Annotated in this window: 14 protein-coding genes and 2 pseudogenes; 6 read left to right on the top strand and 10 right to left on the bottom strand. The window is 70.2% G+C overall.

Going from position 1 to position 15,685, the window contains the following annotated elements; translation table 11 throughout:
* Positions 1-11 precede the first annotated feature (11 nt).
* The 4 genes and pseudogenes from ABZ396_RS36135 to ABZ396_RS36120 all read left to right on the top strand — a co-directional run.
* Positions 12-257: pseudogene (locus ABZ396_RS36135) on the top strand (tyrosine-type recombinase/integrase); the annotation flags it as partial.
* Positions 258-627: 370 nt separating this feature from the next.
* Entirely contained in the window at positions 628-1,197 is a 570-nt protein-coding gene (locus ABZ396_RS36130) for a 2Fe-2S iron-sulfur cluster-binding protein (RefSeq protein WP_358921415.1), read from the top strand.
* A complete protein-coding gene (locus ABZ396_RS36125) occupies positions 1,194-2,177 on the top strand; it encodes a xanthine dehydrogenase family protein subunit M (RefSeq protein ID WP_358921414.1) in 984 nt (327 codons plus the stop codon). Before ABZ396_RS36130 ends, ABZ396_RS36125 begins: the two co-directional genes overlap by 4 nt.
* A gap of 9 nt (positions 2,178-2,186) precedes the next feature.
* Positions 2,187-4,415: a xanthine dehydrogenase family protein molybdopterin-binding subunit gene (locus ABZ396_RS36120; protein ID WP_358921413.1), complete on the top strand. Its 2,229-nt coding sequence runs from the start codon at positions 2,187-2,189 to the stop codon at positions 4,413-4,415.
* Positions 4,416-4,480: 65 nt separating this feature from the next.
* Here ABZ396_RS36120 and ABZ396_RS36115 read toward each other — a convergent pair whose 3' ends face one another.
* Both ABZ396_RS36115 and ABZ396_RS36110 read right to left on the bottom strand, forming a co-directional pair.
* Positions 4,481-4,681, bottom strand: coding sequence for a hypothetical protein (locus tag ABZ396_RS36115; RefSeq protein WP_358921412.1), 201 nt, complete (start codon positions 4,679-4,681; stop codon positions 4,481-4,483).
* 453 nt (positions 4,682-5,134) lie between these two features.
* Positions 5,135-6,211: pseudogene (locus tag ABZ396_RS36110) on the bottom strand (phosphatidate cytidylyltransferase); the annotation flags it as partial.
* Between ABZ396_RS36110 and ABZ396_RS36105 the strand changes: the two are divergent.
* Positions 6,173-6,379, top strand: coding sequence for a hypothetical protein (locus ABZ396_RS36105; RefSeq protein WP_358921473.1), 207 nt, complete (start codon positions 6,173-6,175; stop codon positions 6,377-6,379). The pseudogene ABZ396_RS36110 and the gene ABZ396_RS36105 sit on opposite strands and share 39 nt — an antisense overlap.
* Positions 6,380-6,438: 59 nt before the next feature.
* Here the strand turns inward: ABZ396_RS36105 and frr are convergent, their stop codons facing one another.
* The 4 genes from frr to rpsB form a co-directional block, all read right to left on the bottom strand.
* Entirely contained in the window at positions 6,439-6,996 is a 558-nt protein-coding gene (gene frr, locus ABZ396_RS36100; RefSeq protein ID WP_351712500.1) for a ribosome recycling factor, read from the bottom strand.
* Positions 6,997-7,142: 146 nt separating this feature from the next.
* Entirely contained in the window at positions 7,143-7,901 is a 759-nt protein-coding gene (pyrH, locus tag ABZ396_RS36095) for a UMP kinase (RefSeq protein ID WP_358921411.1), read from the bottom strand.
* 208 nt (positions 7,902-8,109) lie between these two features.
* Complete coding sequence (tsf, locus tag ABZ396_RS36090) at positions 8,110-8,946, bottom strand: translation elongation factor Ts (RefSeq protein ID WP_358921410.1); 837 nt, start codon at positions 8,944-8,946, stop codon at positions 8,110-8,112.
* A gap of 180 nt (positions 8,947-9,126) precedes the next feature.
* Positions 9,127-10,107 carry a 30S ribosomal protein S2 gene (gene rpsB, locus ABZ396_RS36085; RefSeq protein WP_358921409.1) on the bottom strand — a complete coding sequence of 327 codons (981 nt, stop codon included), beginning with the start codon at positions 10,105-10,107 and terminating at the stop codon, positions 9,127-9,129.
* A gap of 281 nt (positions 10,108-10,388) precedes the next feature.
* Here rpsB and ABZ396_RS36080 point away from each other — a divergent pair, with 281 nt between their 5' ends.
* The gene (locus ABZ396_RS36080; protein ID WP_358921408.1) at positions 10,389-10,979 is read left to right on the top strand and encodes a M23 family metallopeptidase; all 591 of its coding nucleotides are present in this window, start codon (positions 10,389-10,391) and stop codon (positions 10,977-10,979) included.
* A 76-nt stretch (positions 10,980-11,055) separates the two neighbouring features.
* Here the strand turns inward: ABZ396_RS36080 and ABZ396_RS36075 are convergent, their stop codons facing one another.
* The 4 genes from ABZ396_RS36075 to ABZ396_RS36060 form a co-directional block, all read right to left on the bottom strand.
* Positions 11,056-11,613 (bottom strand): helix-turn-helix domain-containing protein, encoded by a 558-nt coding sequence (locus ABZ396_RS36075; protein ID WP_358921468.1) that lies wholly within the window; start codon positions 11,611-11,613, stop codon positions 11,056-11,058.
* A 137-nt stretch (positions 11,614-11,750) separates the two neighbouring features.
* Positions 11,751-12,593, bottom strand: coding sequence for an RNA polymerase sigma factor WhiG (gene whiG, locus ABZ396_RS36070; RefSeq protein ID WP_358921406.1), 843 nt, complete (start codon positions 12,591-12,593; stop codon positions 11,751-11,753).
* 321 nt (positions 12,594-12,914) lie between these two features.
* Positions 12,915-14,063, bottom strand: coding sequence for a DNA-processing protein DprA (dprA, locus tag ABZ396_RS36065; RefSeq protein ID WP_358921404.1), 1,149 nt, complete (start codon positions 14,061-14,063; stop codon positions 12,915-12,917).
* Positions 14,060-15,685, bottom strand: a complete 1,626-nt coding sequence (locus ABZ396_RS36060; protein ID WP_358921402.1) for a YifB family Mg chelatase-like AAA ATPase — start codon at positions 15,683-15,685, stop codon at positions 14,060-14,062. The genes dprA and ABZ396_RS36060 overlap by 4 nt, the downstream gene beginning before the upstream one ends.

Genomic DNA, 15,685 nt, shown 5'->3' with positions numbered 1-15,685 from the left:
TGCCGGTGGCGGTGATCCCGACTCCCGAACCCGGCGAGCCCTACGCCTCCGCCCGGCAACACGGGATGCACGCCCTTCGCCGCTTCTACGCCTCGGTCCTCCTGGACGCGGGCGAGAGCATCAAGGCCGTGAGCGAGTACCTCGGGCACTCTGATCCGTCGATGACGCTGCGGGTATACGCCCACCTGATGCCCAGCAGCAGCGAGCGAGCCCGCCGGGCCCTGGACGACGTCTTCCGCACGGCCCAGGAGCCCTGACGGCCCAGGGACGGCCCACCGGGCACAAGACGGCCCCCTACTGGCGACAAAACCGCTGGTAGGGGGCTTCTTCACGCCCGTGAGAGATCAGTTCTCCGGGTGCAGGCATAACTCATCCAGTGTCGCAGATCGCCAGGAGCGGCCCGGAGCCGCAGTGGTGCGCGAACGACCACCGTCCGGTGACCCTCTGTCACAACACCCACCTTTAACCGGTGTGATTTCAGTTTGCGGGGCCTACGTGCGGGCATCCCGGCGTCCGCCTTCCGACGCGCGGGGCGACGGGTTTCGCGAGACGCTGGGGAGGAGCGCGCCCGAAAGTGGCGACGCATTTCCAGCGGGAACGCGCACCTAGCCATGAAGGCGGGCCGTGATGAGCGATTCGCATACGGGCGCCATGGGGCGGAGCCAGGACGGGGCGGCCGGACTCTCGACGATCAGGCTGAGCGTCAACGATCAGGTGCGGCAGCTTGAGGTCGATCCGCGGACCTCGCTGCTCGACGCGCTGCGCGAACATCTGCGCCTGAGCGGCACCAAGAAGGGGTGTGACCACGGGCAGTGCGGAGCTTGCACCGTGCTGATCAACGGCCGGCGGGTCAACTCCTGCCTGACGCTCGCCGTCATGCACGAGGACGACGAGATCGTGACGATCGAGGGCCTGGGCGATCCCGATCGCCTGCACCCCATGCAACGTGCCTTCGTCGAGAGCGACGGCTTCCAATGCGGCTACTGCACGCCCGGCCAGATCTGTTCGGCCGTCGGCATGCTCGCCGAGGTGGAGGCGGGCTGGCCCAGTCACGCCACCGCTGACGTGAGCACGCATCACATCGCGTTGACCGACGAGGAGATCCGCGAGCGGATGAGCGGCAACATCTGCCGGTGCGCCGCCTATCCGAACATCGTCGCGGCCATCCGCGGCACCGCGGAAGGGGGCCGGGAATGAGGCCGTTCACCTACGAGCGAGCGACGAACGCGCAAGCCGCCGTCGCCGCGGTGTCCACAGACGGCGCGAAGTTCATCAGCGGCGGCACCAATCTGCTCGACCTGATGAAGCTCGACATCGAGAAGCCCAGCCATCTGGTCGACATCAGCCGGCTCCCGCTCCGGGACATCCAGGAACTCCCGGACGGCGGACTGCGCATCGGCGCCCAGGCGGCGAACTCCCAGGTGGCCGCCGACGCCCGCGTACGCACCCGCTATCCCGTGCTCTCGGAGGCGCTGGTGTCCGGCGCATCGGGCCAGTTGCGCAACAAGGCGTCCACCGGCGGAAACCTGGTGCAGCGCACTCGCTGCCCGTACTTCTACGACACCGCCGCGGGCTGCAACAAGCGTGATCCCGGCTCCGGATGCTCGGCGATCGGCGGGTTCAACCGAATACACGCGATCCTCGGCGCCAGCGACGCCTGCATCGCCACCCACCCCTCGGACATGGCCGTCGCGCTGACCGCGCTGGACGCGGAGATCGAGCTGCTCGACACCGATCAGGCGGTACGCCGCGTCGCCATCACGGACTTCTACCGGCTTCCGGGCGACACCCCGCACATCGAGACCGTGCTGCGGCCCGGCGAGATGATCACGAGCGTCGTCCTGCCCCCGCCTCCGCCGGGCCGGCAGAAGTACCGCAAGGTGCGCGACCGGGCGTCGTACGAGTTCGCCCTGGTCTCCGTGGCGGCTGTCGTCTCGACCGATCAGGGAACGATCAGCGAGGCGCGGGTGGCGTTCGGCGGTGTCGCGCACAAGCCGTGGCGGTCCGTCGAGGCGGAGGCCGCGTTGACCGGCCGTCCGGCCACGATGGCCACCTATCGCGCCGCCGCCGAGGCGGCGATGCGCGACGCGGTCGGGCAGGGACACAACGACTTCAAGATCGAGCTGGCCAAGCGCACGCTGTGCCGAACGCTGGCGCAAGCGGCCGGGGTGAGCTGAGGAGGCGGCATGATCGGGCAAGCCCTGAACCGCGTCGACGGCCCGTCGAAGGTCGCCGGCCGGGCCACCTACGCCTACGAGCAGTGGGAGGCCGGCCAGCCGCTCTACGGTGCCATCGTCGGCGCGACGATCGGCAAGGGCCGTATCACCCGGATCGACACGGAGAGTGCCGAACACACGCCCGGCGTCTACATGGTGATGACCTATCACAATGCCCCGGCGCAAGGCACCCGCGACGAGTCCATTCCGTTCGAGTACTGGCGCGCCCAGCCGGTGCTGACCGGCCCCGACATCCACCATTACGGCGAGCCGGTGGCACTCGTCGTCGCCACGGCCCTCGAGCAGGCCCGTGCGGCGGCCGATCTCGTCGAAGTCGAATACACCACCGGGCGGGGACGTTTCGACTTCGCCGAGCAGGAAGACGAGGTGTACATCCCGAAGGTGGTCAATGCCGGTCTCCCCACCGACACCGCGGTGGGCGATTTCGATGCCGGGTTCGACAGCGCGGACGTCAGAATCGACCAGTACTACACGACGCCGTACGAGTTCTCCATGCCGATGGAACCGCACGCATGTCTGGTGGAACCGCGTGACGAGGAACTTGTTGTCTACGTCAGCTGCCAGATCGTCGACGCGGCGCGGGCCTCGGTCGCCAGCACGCTGGGGATCGACCCGGCGCGGGTTCACATCGTCACCCCCTTCGTCGGCGGGGGATTCGGGTCCAAGCTGGGCATCCATTCCGAGACGATCCTGGCAGCGCTCGCCGCTCGCGCGCTGCGCCGACCGGTCAAGATCGCGATGACCCGGCAGCAGATATTCCAACTCGTCGGCATGCGCCCCACATCCAGCCAGCGGGTTCGACTGGGCGCGGGGCAGGACGGACGGCTGGCTGCGATCGCCCATGACGTCACCATGCACACCAACCCCGACGTGGAGTACGCCGAGCAGACCGCCGCCACGACCCGCAGCCTCTACGCGGCACCCCACCGGTTGACCAGCCACCGGCTGGCGCCTCTCGACCTGCCGCGCGGGACGGACGTCCGGGCACCGGGCGAGGCGCCGGGCATGCTGGCGGTCGAGTCGGCGATGGACGAACTGGCCCATGCGCTCGACATCGACCCGGTCGAGCTGCGGATCCGCAACGAGCCCACCGTCGACCCCGAGCGGGACGTGCCGTACAGCGACCGGCACCTGGTCGAGTGTCTGCGCGAAGGTGCGCGCCGGTTCGGCTGGGAGCACCGCCCCGCCGCCCCGGCGAGTGTGCGCGACGGCCGATGGCTGGTCGGCTACGGCATGTCGGCCGCCATCCGCGGGCACTTCCAGGGGCCGACCTCGGTGCGCGTGCGGTGGGAGGCGAACGGCACCGCCGTCGTCCAGACGGACATGACCGACCTCGGCACCGGCACCTACACGATCCTGACCCAGGTCGCGGCTGACGGCCTCGGGCTCCCGCCCGATCGGGTGCGGATCGAGCTGGGACGGTCGGATTTTCCCTCCAGCTGGGGGTCCGGGGGCTCGTGGGGCGCCACCAATTCGTGCACCGCGGTGCATCGGGCGTGCCTGGCCCTGCGCGAGAAGGTGCTGGCCGCGGCGGTCGGCGACACGCGCTCTCCGCTGCACGGCCTCGACCCGGCAGGCGCCGTGTTCTCCGACGGCAACGTGGGTATCGGCGGCGCGTCCGAGGCGGTGAGCGAGATCGTCGCACGCAACCGTTCCGAGGGTGTGGAGGCGGAGGGCGGGACCCGCTTCATGGGCGATGATCCGAACTACACGGCCTACTCGATCAACACCTACGGGGCCCATTTCGCCGAAGTGGGGGTCGACGCGGACACCGCCGAGATCCGTCTGAGGCGGATGCTCGGCGTGTTCTCTGTAGGCCGCGTGTTCAACCCGAAGACGGCCAGCTCGCAGCTGATCGGCGGCATGATCTGGGGAGTCGGCGCGGCCCTCGAGGAAGAGGCCGTGGTCGACCTGCGATCCGGCGCCTTCGTCAACCGCGATTTCGCGCAGTACCTGGTGCCGGTGCACGCCGACATCCCCGACGTCGAGGCCGTCGTCCTCGACGGGTTCGACGACAAGGCCAACGTCCTCGGCGCGAAGGGCGTCGGTGAGCTGGGAATCTGCGGGGCCGGCGCGGCGGTCGCGAACGCGGTGTTCAACGCCACCGGCGTGCGCGTGCGCGACTTCCCCATCACCATCGAGAAGGTGCTGCCCGGTCTGCCGCTGCTGGAGGCCTGACTCCGTGACGACTCCATGACCGCGACGGCGAGGAAGGCGCCTCGTCCGGCCGCCCTGTCACCAGGTCACGGGAGGGTGTGCGGTCCGCGGATCAGGCCCTGGCGCTGGAACTCGACCTCCCCGGCGGGCACGGCCAGCCGGATGCCGGGGAAGCGGGCAAGGACCGAGCCGATCATGATCTCCGCCTCCATACGGGCCATGATGGCGGCCATGCAGTGGTGGGGGCCGTGCAGCCGGTTGTGCCGGGGCGGGTCGATGTACTGCATGCAGGCCCGCCGTCTGCGAGGCGACGGGCTCCGGGCGCATGCTGGTGATGTCGCGGCCGACGACCTGTTCCCAGGAGAAGCGGCGGTCGGAGGTGACGAAGCGGACGTCCTCGTACCGTGTGACCAGCCAGGCGTGCCCCTCGCCGTACGCGAGCTTGATCCGGGTCACCGGTTCGTCACGCAGCATCTCGTCCAGGAACGGGTCGGGATCGAGGGCGGCCAGATCGTCGACGGGCCAGAAGCGCACCGGAGGAGGCGGGATCGTGGACGGGGTGGTGGCAGGGGCCGGGTGGAGGGGCATGGGCACACTCCCTGCGCGTCGTAGGACACAGCGTCCTCACAGGGAGTGTGCCTTCCGCCGGGATGACCATGCGATTTCTGCTGTCCGGGGCCAGACAAGCCGATGAGCCCCCGCCCTGCGAAGGGCGGGGGCTCGGCTGCGACAGGTGTGCGTCAGCCGCTTCCGAGGAAGAGCACCATCAGCAACCACACCACCGGAGCCGTCGGCAGCAGGGAGTCAAGCCGGTCCATGATTCCTCCGTGGCCGGGGAGCAAGGTGCCCATGTCCTTGATACCCAGGTCCCGCTTGATCATGGACTCGCCGAGGTCGCCGAGGGTGGCGCTGGCCGCGACCGCGAGGCCCAGCAGCAGGCCCTGCCACCAGGTGCCGTCGATCAGGAACTGCATGCACAGCGCGCCCGCGGCCATGGCGAACAGCACGGCGCCGACCAGACCCTCGCGGGTCTTGCCGGGGCTGATGCGCGGGGCGAGCTTGTGGGTGCCGAAACGCCAGCCGACCGCGTAGGCGCCGGTGTCGCTGACCACCGTGAGGACGAGAAAGGTGATCACGCGGCGTGGGCCGTCGTGGGCGGTGAGCATCATGGAGACGAAGGTCGCCAGGAACGGGACGTAGAACGCCGCGAAGAGACCCGCCGTGACGTCCCTGAGATAGCCCTCGGGCGGTTCCGTCATCCGCCAGACCAGGACCGCGAGTCCGGTTAGGGCCAGTGCGACCCAGGCGCCCTGCGCACCGCGGGCATAGCCGGCGACCACCATCGCCGCGCCGCCGAGCGCCAGCGGGACCAGGGGCGCCTTTATGCCCTTGCGCTCCTGGAGCCGGCTGGTCAGCTCCCACAGGCCCACCACGACCGCGACCGCCACCACACCGACGAAGACGGCCTTGACGACGAACAGGGACGCCACGATCACGACGCCCAGTCCGATGCCGACTCCTATGGCCGCACCCAGGTCCCGACCCGCGCTCTTCTTCTGCGGCGCGGGCGCCGGCTGCGAGGCGTCGGGCATGGGCTCCGGATTCTGCGGCACCGCCGCGTGTGGGAGAGGCTGCGCCGACGAGGTGTCGTTGCGGAACGTCCCGTCTCGGAAGAGGGGGCCGCCCAGCCGAGCGGCCCCCCGGTCGTCGTCCTGGTCGCCGCCGTACGCGGGTACGTCGTCGGGCACGATGGGCATGGGGCGAGTCTGCTGCGCGTCATGCGCATCGTACGCGGGACCCGCCGGGGCGGCTCCCTGGCCATAGCCATGGGCATAGCCATGGTCGTACCCCTGGCCGGGGCCGGGACCGTGGTCGTACCCCTGGCCCTGGGCGGGACTCTGCTCGTACCCCTGGCCCTGGGCGGGACCCTGGTCGTACCCCTGGCCGGTGCCCTGATCGGTCGGCCCCCAGTACCCGGCCGGTGATCCGGCCTGCCCGGCCTGCGGACCGGCGTGTGGCGGCGCTCCCCAGGATGAGTCGTTCATCAGACTTCGAGAAGCTCCGCTTCCTTGTGCTTGAGGAGCTCGTCCACCTGTGCGACGTACTTCGCGGTGGTGTCGTCGAGCTCCTTCTCGGCGCGACGGCCCTCGTCCTCGCCGACCTCGCCGTCCTTGATCAACTTGTCGATGGCGTCCTTGGCCTTGCGGCGGACGGAGCGGATGGACACCCGGGAGTCCTCCGCCTTGCTCTTGGCGACCTTGATGTAGTCGCGGCGGCGCTCCTCGGTGAGCTCCGGGAACACCACCCGGATGATGTTGCCGTCGTTGCTGGGATTGACGCCCAGGTCCGAGTCACGGATCGCCTGCTCGATGTTGCGCAGCGCGCTCTTGTCGAACGGGGTCACGACCGCCATGCGCGGTTCCGGTACGGAGAACGAGGCCAGCTGGTTGATCGGCGTCGGCGCGCCGTAGTAGTCGGCCACGATCTTGTTGAACATCGCCGGGTGCGCACGGCCGGTGCGGATCGCGGCGAAGTCCTCCTTGGCGACCACGACGGCCTTCTCCATCTTCTCCTCGGCCTCGAGGAGGGTCTCTTCGATCACCACTTGCTCCTGCGTGTCTTGAGTAAGGCCCGGCTGCGATTCCGTTTCGGGGCGGCGGCCGGCTGCGTCGCGTCTTCTTTCCTGTACGGTTCCCGACCGGCGGGACATTGTCCATTCCCCGGTCAGGGTGCGTCAGGCGGTGCCGGTCAGACCCGGCTGCCCTGGTCACCCACCAGCGTGCCGATCTTCTCACCCTTGACGGCCCGCGCGATATTGCCCTCCACGAGCAGCTCGAACACCAGGATCGGAAGCTTGTTGTCGCGGCAGAGCGTGATCGCGGTGGCGTCGGCGACCTTGAGCTCGCGGGTGATGACCTCGCCGTAGCCGAGGGAGTCGAACTTGACGGCGTCGGGATTGGTCTTGGGGTCTGAGTCGTAGACCCCGTCCACGCCGTTCTTGCCCATGAGCAGCGCCTCGGCGTCGATCTCCAGGGCGCGCTGGGCGGCGGTGGTGTCGGTGGAGAAGTACGGCATGCCCATACCGGCGCCGAAGATGACCACGCGGCCCTTCTCCAGGTGGCGCACGGCGCGCAGCGGGATGTACGGCTCGGCGACCTGGCCCATGGTGATCGCGGTCTGCACCCGGCTGTCGATGCCCTCCTTCTCCAGGAAGTCCTGGAGGGCGAGGCAGTTCATCACGGTGCCGAGCATGCCCATGTAGTCGGAGCGGGCCCGGTCCATGCCGCGCTGCTGGAGTTCGGCGCCGCGGAAGAAGTTGCCGCCGCCGATGACGACGGCGACCTGCGCGCCGTCGCGGACGACGGCCGCGATCTCACGGGCGATCTTGTGCACCACGTCGGGGTCCACGCCCAGGGCGCCGCCACCGGCGAATGCTTCTCCGGACAGCTTCAGCAGAAACCGGCCGCGTACTTTGCCGTCGTCGCTCTTCTGGGCCTTGGTGGTCATGGAGATCCCGCCTCTTTCACGTGGTGCACATACGAAGAAGGCCATTGCCGGTGGGGTCGCTTTTCGCTGCCCATGCGCGGCAATGGCCTCCTCGTCAGATCTGCTGCCGTCCGTCACGACCCTGGGTTTGGCCGGGTACCCGGACGGCTGCTGTCGACCGACCCTATCGGGATTTCCCCACGGGTCGCGCGTCGATCGCGGTACGGACTCAGATGCCGACCTTGATGCGCGTGAAGCGCTTCAGGGTGACACCGGCCTCGTCCAGAACCTTCTGGACGGACTTCTTGTTGTCGAGCGCGTACGGCTGGCCGAGCAGCGTGGCGTCCTTGAAGAAGCCGTTCAGACGACCCTCGACGATCTTCGGCAGGGCGGCCTCGGGCTTGCCCTCGGCGCGCGTGGTCTCCTCGGCGATACGACGCTCGGACTCGACGACGTCGGCCGGCACGTCCTCCTTGGAGAGGTACTTCGGCGCGAAGGCGGCGATGTGCTGGGCGACGCCCTTGGCGATCTCCGCGTTCGGCTTGTCGAGTTCGACGAGGACACCGATCTGCGGGGGCAGGTCGGGCATCGTGCGGTGCATGTAGGCGAGCACGAAGCCGTCGGCGTACTGCGCGAAGCGGTCCAGGACGATCTTCTCGCCGAGGTTGGCGTTGGCCTCGTCGACGTACGCCTGGACGGTCTTGCCGGGCTCGATCTCGGAGGCGAGCAGGGCCTCCAGGTCCGCCGGGGCGGACTTGGCGACGTGCTCGGCGATGGTGTTGGCGACGGCCTGGAACTTGTCACCCTTGGCGACGAAGTCCGTCTCGCACTTCAGCTCGACAAGGACGCCGGAGGAGTTGTCGTCGGCGATGATCGAGACCACGGCGCCGTTCTCGGCGGAGCGGCCCTCGCGCTTGGCGACGCCCTTCTGGCCCTTGATACGGAGCGCCTCGACGGCCTTGTCGACGTCACCGGCGGCCTCGTCCAGGGCCTTCTTGCAGTCCATCATGCCGGCGCCGGTGAGCTCGCGGAGCTTCTTGACGTCAGCGGCGGTGTAATTCGCCATGAGTCTGTAAGTCTTTCTCGAAGTCTGGAAGATCGGAGATCTGCACGTCTGCGATCCACATGGATTCCATGTGCGGATTCCACCTGTAGGGGTGGATCGCGGACCGTTGGCTGACCTACGGGTGAACGGTGGGGGCGGACTTCATGGGACCGCCCCCACCGTCAACGCTTCACCGGACGGTCAGGCCTGCTCGGCGTCCGCGGCCGGGGCCTCGGCAGCGGCCTCCGCCGGAGCCTCGGCAGCGGCTTCCGCCGGAGCCTCAGCGACAGCTTCCGCCGGAGCCTCGGCAGCGGTCTCCGCCGGAGCCTCAGCGGCAGCTTCCGCCGGAGCCTCGGCAGCGGCCTCGGCCGGCTTCTCCGCCTCGGCGGGCTTCTCGGCGTCGTCGGCCTTCTTCTCGCCCTCGAGCAGGTCGCGCTCCCACTCGGCCAGCGGCTCGCCGGCGGCCTTCTCCTTGCCCTCGGTGGCGACACCGGAGCGGGCGATGAGGCCCTCGGCCACGGCGTCGGCGATCACGCGGGTGAGCAGGGTGACGGAGCGGATCGCGTCGTCGTTGCCCGGGATCTTGTAGTCGACCTCGTCGGGGTCGCAGTTGGTGTCGAGGATCGCGACGACCGGGATGTTGAGCTTCCGGGCCTCACCGACCGCGATGTGCTCCTTCTTGGTGTCCACGATCCAGACGGCGCTGGGAACCTTGGACATCTCGCGGATACCGCCGAGGGTCTTCTCCAGCTTGGCCTTCTCGCGCGATAGCACGAGAAGCTCCTTCTTGGTCAGACCGGACGCGGCGACGTCCTCGAAGTCGATCTGCTCGAGCTCCTTGAGGCGCTGCAGACGCTTGTAGACGGTCGAGAAGTTGGTGAGCATGCCGCCCAGCCAGCGCTGGTTGACGTAGGGCATGCCGACGCGGGTGGCCTGCTCGGCGATGGCCTCCTGCGCCTGCTTCTTCGTGCCGACGAACATGACCGTGCCGCCGTGGGCGACGGTCTCCTTGACGAACTCGTAGGCGCGGTCGATGTACGACAGCGACTGGAGCAGGTCGATGATGTAGATGCCGTTGCGCTCGGTGAAGATGAAGCGCTTCATCTTGGGGTTCCAGCGACGGGTCTGGTGACCGAAGTGGACGCCGCTCTCCAGCAGCTCCCGCATCGTGACGACGGCCATGGCCGTATCTCCTTGAATTTCTCGGTTGTGCCGCGGGTACCGGACGGCTCCCGCGCCTGACGCCCGTGCGCGCTGTGCCACGAAGGACCGAGAAGCGCTGACCCAGATCGTTTTGTTGACCTGGTGTCGGGGCGTGCGAAGTCGACCCGGTGACCCGGATCGCCAAAAGAAGTGTACGGGACCCGCGAGGCACCGGGTGACGCCGCTGTCCACAACCGGTGAGTAGTCCACAGGTACCGGCCATTATCGGCGGGTTGCGGGATGGTTCGGTCATGTTGGCGATGCGACGAACGATGCGGTGGGTCGGGGCGGCGATGCTGTCGCTGCTGACCCTGGGAGTGACGGCGGCGTGGGCCTGGGCCTTGGCTCGGGGCTTGGCCTGGGCGGCCGATCCCCCGCCCCCTCCCGCGACGGTCCCGGCGATCGGCCGCGCCTGGCCGGTGGGGGTACGGCCGCCGGTCCTGCGGGGCTGGGAGCCGCCGGCGACGGTGTACGGCCCCGGGCACCGCGGGGTCGATCTGGGAGCCCCGCCCGGCGCGCGGGTCCGGGCGGTGGCGGCGGGCCGGGTCTCCTTCGCCGGCCGGGTTGCGGGGCGTGGCGTGGTGTCGGTGCAACTGGCGGGCACGGACCTGCGCACGACGTACGAACCGGTGTCGGCGCTGGTGAAGAAGGGGGAGGAGGTGGCGGCGGGGCAGGTGGTGGGGACGGTGGAACCGCTGGGTGCGCACTGTGGTGCGAGTGCGTGTGTGCACTGGGGTCTGCTCAGGGGGGACGTGTATGTGGACCCGTTGCTGCTGTTGCCGCCGTGGCTGTTGAACGGGGGGCCTTCGAGACTGCTACCGGTGCTTGGGGTTCCGCTGCCGGAGGGGTGATTGCGGACGGTCGCGCGAGTGCGCCCGGGTGGTGGTTGTCCGCGCAGTTCCCCGCGCCGCTAAAGGGGCACCCGCCTCAGCCCTTCACGCCCCGCAGCGCCATGGCCACGGCCGCGTCCGTGATGGCCCCGGGGTCCTCGGCCGCACCGAGCTCAATGCGCCGAACCGCCGCGTCCACGATCCCCTGCACCAGCATCGCCGCCAGCCGGGGCTGATCGTGCCCCAGCTCCCCCAGCGCCGCCACGATCATCGCGACCAGCCCACCGTGCGAGGCCCGGATCTTCTCCCGCGCCCCCGCGTCCAGCTCGCTCGCCGAGATAGCGACCACCGCCCGGTGCCGCCGGTCGCCGACCAGCGCCAGCTGCTGCCGCACATACGCCTCGACCTTGCCCTCGCTGGAAGCCGCCCGCTCCATCGCCGCCGCGACCTCAGCCGCCCACACGGGGAAGTCGACCGCGCACAGCTCCTCGACCACCGCGGCCCGGGAGCGGAAGTACTCGTAGACGGACGACCGGGCCAGCCCCGTCCGCTCGGCGAGCGCCGGGAAGGTCAGTGCCTCCGTTCCACCCTCGGACAGGAGGGACCGCGCCGCGTCCAGCAGGGCGGCTCGCTGCATCGACCGGTGCTCGGCCACGGAGGCCGCTCGAATCCTTGGCACGTCGACCACTTTACGGACGCGCCGCGCAGGACGGGAGACAGCACGACCGGGACGCGGGTCACTCCCGGCGGCCACGCCCCGAGGCCTTCGGGCCCCGCGGGGAAAGTCGCCGCTCAGCGGCCAAAACTCGCCAGCTTCGCCCGCAGCTGCAGCACGGACTTCGTGTGGATCTGACTCACCCGGCTCTCGGTGACCCCGAGCACGTTGCCGATCTCGGCGAGCGTGAGCCCCTCGTAGTAGTAGAGGGTCACCACGGTCTTCTCCCGCTCAGGCAGCGTGTTGATGGCACGCGCCAGGAACCGCCGCAGCTCCCGGTCCTCGGCCACCTCCACGGGGTTGTCCGCGGCGGTGTCCTCCAGCGTGTCCATGACGCTCAGGCCGTCGCCGCCCTCGCCCCCGACGTGCAGCAGCTCCTCCAGCGCCACCACGTTGGCCAGCGACAACTGGCTGAAGACGGAGTGGAGTTCGTCGACCTCGATGCCCAGTTCGGAGGCCACCTCGCACTCCGAGGGTGTCCTGCGCAGCCGGGCCTCCAGCGTGGCGTAGGCCCGCTCGACGTTGCGCGCCTTCTGCCGCACGGACCGGGGGATCCAGTCCAGCGCCCGCAGCTCGTCGATCATCGCGCCCCGGATCCGGGTGATCGCGTACGTCTCGAACTTGATCTCCCGGTCGACGTCGAACTTCTCGATCGCGTCGATGAGCCCGAACACCCCGGAGGAGACGAAGTCGGCCTGCTCCACATTGGGCGGCAGACCGACGCTCACCCGTCCCGCCACGTACTTCACCAGCGGCGAGTAGTGCAGGATCAGCTGTTCCCGCAGCCGGTCGTCCCCCGTCGCCTTGTACGACCGCCACAGCTCGTCGAGCGTCGAGGGAGCGGGCGGCCGCACGCTGCCACCGTCGCGGGCGGCTGGGGGGACCGCCGCCCGGTCGGACCCGGAGGTGTGCTGGGGCATTCGTCGCCTTGTGCCGTTCTGCCGTGAAGTGCCAGGAAGTGCCGTGTTGCGCTGTGGAGTGGGATGAGCGGGGTGAAGAGTGCGGGTTGGGTGAGGTGTCGGTCTGGTGCCGGTTGGCACGGTCTGCGCCAGGGCTTTCGTGAGCGTAGCGTGACTGAGGTGTCGCGGTGCGCGAACAGCGAGGCTCCACCCCCGCGCGAACCCCGTGTACGGCGCTTCCGGCCGCGCTCGGCGCGTCGCTCTGCGTGATCGGCCGGTGGTGTCAACTCCGGGAAATCCCAAGGGCATCGGGGGTTCCCCCGGACGGCCGAACACGCTCGGTCAGCGCCGAGTGCGACCCTCTCGGACCGAGATCATCGCCTGGCGTGTCAACTTCCAGCCGTCGCCGTGTCGTTCGACGTAACCAAGTGCACGGAGTTCGTACAGTCTCGCGATGGCCTCGTCCTTGGACGTCTGAGCGCCGCGCGCCACCTCTTCGGGTGAAGCCGGCCGGTTCCCGGGCAGGGCGGCCAGGACCTGCCGTGCGGCGGGTTCCAGCAGGTCACGCGGGAGGACGGGGCCGTGTCTGGCCGGTGCCAGCTCGCCCATGTCGCCCACGAGTTCGACGACTTCCGCGGCGTCGGTGACGAGGGCGGCCTCCCCTCTCAGCAGTTCGTGCACTCCGGCGGAGAGGCCGCTGGTGGCGGGGCCGGGCACACCCATGGTGAACCGGCCGAGCCGCTGCGCGGCCCGCGCGGTGACCAGCGAGCCGCTGCGGTGGGCGGCCTCCACGACGACGGTCCCCCTGGTCAGCGCGGCGATCACCCGGTTGCGGAGCACGAACCTGCTTTGCGTCGGATGCTCACCGGGTGGCAACTCCCCCACCACCAGGCCCTGTTCCGCGATTCTGCTGATCAACTGGGTGTGTCCGCGCGGGTAGGGCCGGTCGACCCCGCTTGCCAGCACCGCGACGGTGGCACCACCGGCGCCGAGGGCTCCGCGGTGGGCGGCGCCGTCGACGCCGTAGGCGCCACCGGACACCACCACCCAGCCGCGCTCGGCGAGCCCCGCGGCGAGGGTGGCCGCCATGTGCGCCCCGTACTCGGTACAGGCCCGCGCCCCGACGACGGCGACGGCCCGGAGCGCCCACATCCGCAGACTGGCCCGTCCTCGCACCCACAGCCCGAGGGGGCGGGCGTCGCCGAGGTCGTCGAGCTGAGTCGGCCACTCGGCATCACCGGGGACGACGAAGCGCGCTCCGGCCTCCTGTGCGGCGGTGAGGTCCGCGCGGGGATCGGCCTGCTCCGCCCGGGCCAGCAGCCCCGCCCACCGCCTGTCGCTGATGCCCGGCAGGGCGTCGCCGGCCCTTCTCAGCCGGTCCGCCACCTCCTGCACACCCCGTTCCCTGACCCACCGCCCGGCGGCCTCGTCACCGGGCTCGATGACCCGGGCGAGGAAGACCCGGGCCAGCAGGTGGGCGTCTCCGGTCACGTCAGCGCCCCGATGGCCATCGGCACGCCCCGCGGGACCCCGGTGCGCAGTTGCAGTGCCAGGGCCACGTCCGTGGCGTCCGGACGGTCGTGTCCGACGAGGTCGGCGACCGTCCAGGCGACGCGCAGGACGCGGTCGAGTCCGCGGGCGGTCAGCACACCTCGCTCAAGGTTGCGCTCGGCCTCGTCCATGGCTCCCGACACGGCATGCCAGCGGCTGCGCAGCTCACGGCCGGGCACCTCGCTGTTGGTCCGCCAGGGGGTTCCGGCGAGGCGCAGGGCCGCCCGCTCCCGGGCTGCCCGCACACGGTCGGCGACCACCGCTGTGGACTCGCCTCGGACACCTCGCTCGGTGAGCTGGGCACGTGTGACCCGGTCCACCTGCACCCGCAGGTCGACCCGGTCGAGCAGCGGGCCCGAGAGCCGGGCCTGGTAGCGGCGGACGACCGAGGGCGGGCACTCGCAGAAGTCGTCGGTGAGAGAGAATCGCCCGCAGGGACACGGGTTCGCCGCGAGCACCATCTGGAACTTCGCGGGGAACCGCACGACGCCCGCGCTGCGTGCGATCACGACGTGGCCCGCCTCCAGCGGCTGTCGCAGCGCGTCGAGCGCCTGGGTGTTGAACTCGGGGGTCTCGTCGAGGAAGAGAACGCCTCGATGAGAGAGCGAGACCGCTCCGGGGCGGGCGATACCAGGACCGCCGCCGACCAGGGCCTGCATGGTGGCCGAGTGGTGCGGAGCGCAGTAGGGAGCGACGTCGATCAGCGGCTTGCCCGGTGGCAGCAGTCCCGCCACCGAGTGCACCGCCGTGACTTCGAGCGACTCCCCCCGGGTGAGCCGGGGCAGCACGGCGGGGAGCCGCTCAGCGAGCATGGTCTTGCCCGCACCCGGCGGTCCCTCCAGGAAGAGGTGGTGGCTGCCCGCCGCCGCCACCTCGACTGCTGTCCGGGCCGAGAGCTGGCCCACGACGTCGGCCAGATCATGGCCGTTGTCCTGCTGCGCGGACCCTGCGCAGTGCATCCCGGTGGCCGCGCCCGTGCCCGGCAGCCGCAGACCGGCCAGCAGCGGATCGGGACGCCCCGGCTCGTCCGGCTCCTCGTCCGGCACCGGCTCGTCCGCGAGGATCGCGATCAGCTGCCGGAGGCTGCGCACACCCAGTACGGAGACATCGGGCACCAGCGCGGCCTCGGCGGCGGCGCACTCCGGGACGACGACCTGCTCGTAACCGGCGTCGGCCGCTGCCAGCACCGCCGGCAGGATGCCCCGCACCGGCCGCACCCGCCCGTCCAGACCCAGCTCCCCGATCATCACGATGTCGGGCAGCACCCTCGGGTCGATGCGCTCGGCCGCGCCAAGCACGGCGCAAGCGACGGCGAGGTCGAAACCCGAGCCCGCCTTCGGTACAGACGCCGGGCTCAACCCGACCGTCAGCTTCTTCGAGGGCCAGGCCGCCCCCGAGTTCACCACCGCCGCCCGGACCCGGTCCTTGCTCTCCGTCAGGCTCTTGTCCGGCAGCCCCACCAGCGTGAACGCCGCCACACCGGGCTCCAGGTCGGCCTGGACCTCCACCACCACGCCCTCGACGCCCACCAGCGAAACCGAGCAGGTACGCGCGAAGCCCAT

It is taken from the genome of Streptomyces sp. NPDC005866 (genome assembly GCF_040629895.1).
GTDB lineage: Bacteria > Actinomycetota > Actinomycetes > Streptomycetales > Streptomycetaceae > Streptomyces.
This window is presented reverse-complemented; position numbering and strand designations above follow the sequence as displayed.

Coding starts and splice junctions, on each gene's coding strand:
- ABZ396_RS36105 (WP_358921473.1), top strand. CDS start 6,173: ATGCGCATCGTACGCGGGACCCGCCGGGGCGGCTCCCTGGCCATAGCC.
- tsf (WP_358921410.1), bottom strand. CDS start 8,946: ATGGCGAATTACACCGCCGCTGACGTCAAGAAGCTCCGCGAGCTCACC.
- rpsB (WP_358921409.1), bottom strand. CDS start 10,107: ATGGCCGTCGTCACGATGCGGGAGCTGCTGGAGAGCGGCGTCCACTTC.
- ABZ396_RS36125 (WP_358921414.1), top strand. CDS start 1,194: ATGAGGCCGTTCACCTACGAGCGAGCGACGAACGCGCAAGCCGCCGTC.
- ABZ396_RS36060 (WP_358921402.1), bottom strand. CDS start 15,685: ATGGGCTTCGCGCGTACCTGCTCGGTTTCGCTGGTGGGCGTCGAGGGC.
- whiG (WP_358921406.1), bottom strand. CDS start 12,593: ATGCCCCAGCACACCTCCGGGTCCGACCGGGCGGCGGTCCCCCCAGCC.
- ABZ396_RS36115 (WP_358921412.1), bottom strand. CDS start 4,681: ATGCAGTACATCGACCCGCCCCGGCACAACCGGCTGCACGGCCCCCAC.
- pyrH (WP_358921411.1), bottom strand. CDS start 7,901: ATGACCACCAAGGCCCAGAAGAGCGACGACGGCAAAGTACGCGGCCGG.
- ABZ396_RS36080 (WP_358921408.1), top strand. CDS start 10,389: ATGCGACGAACGATGCGGTGGGTCGGGGCGGCGATGCTGTCGCTGCTG.
- ABZ396_RS36130 (WP_358921415.1), top strand. CDS start 628: ATGAGCGATTCGCATACGGGCGCCATGGGGCGGAGCCAGGACGGGGCG.
- ABZ396_RS36120 (WP_358921413.1), top strand. CDS start 2,187: ATGATCGGGCAAGCCCTGAACCGCGTCGACGGCCCGTCGAAGGTCGCC.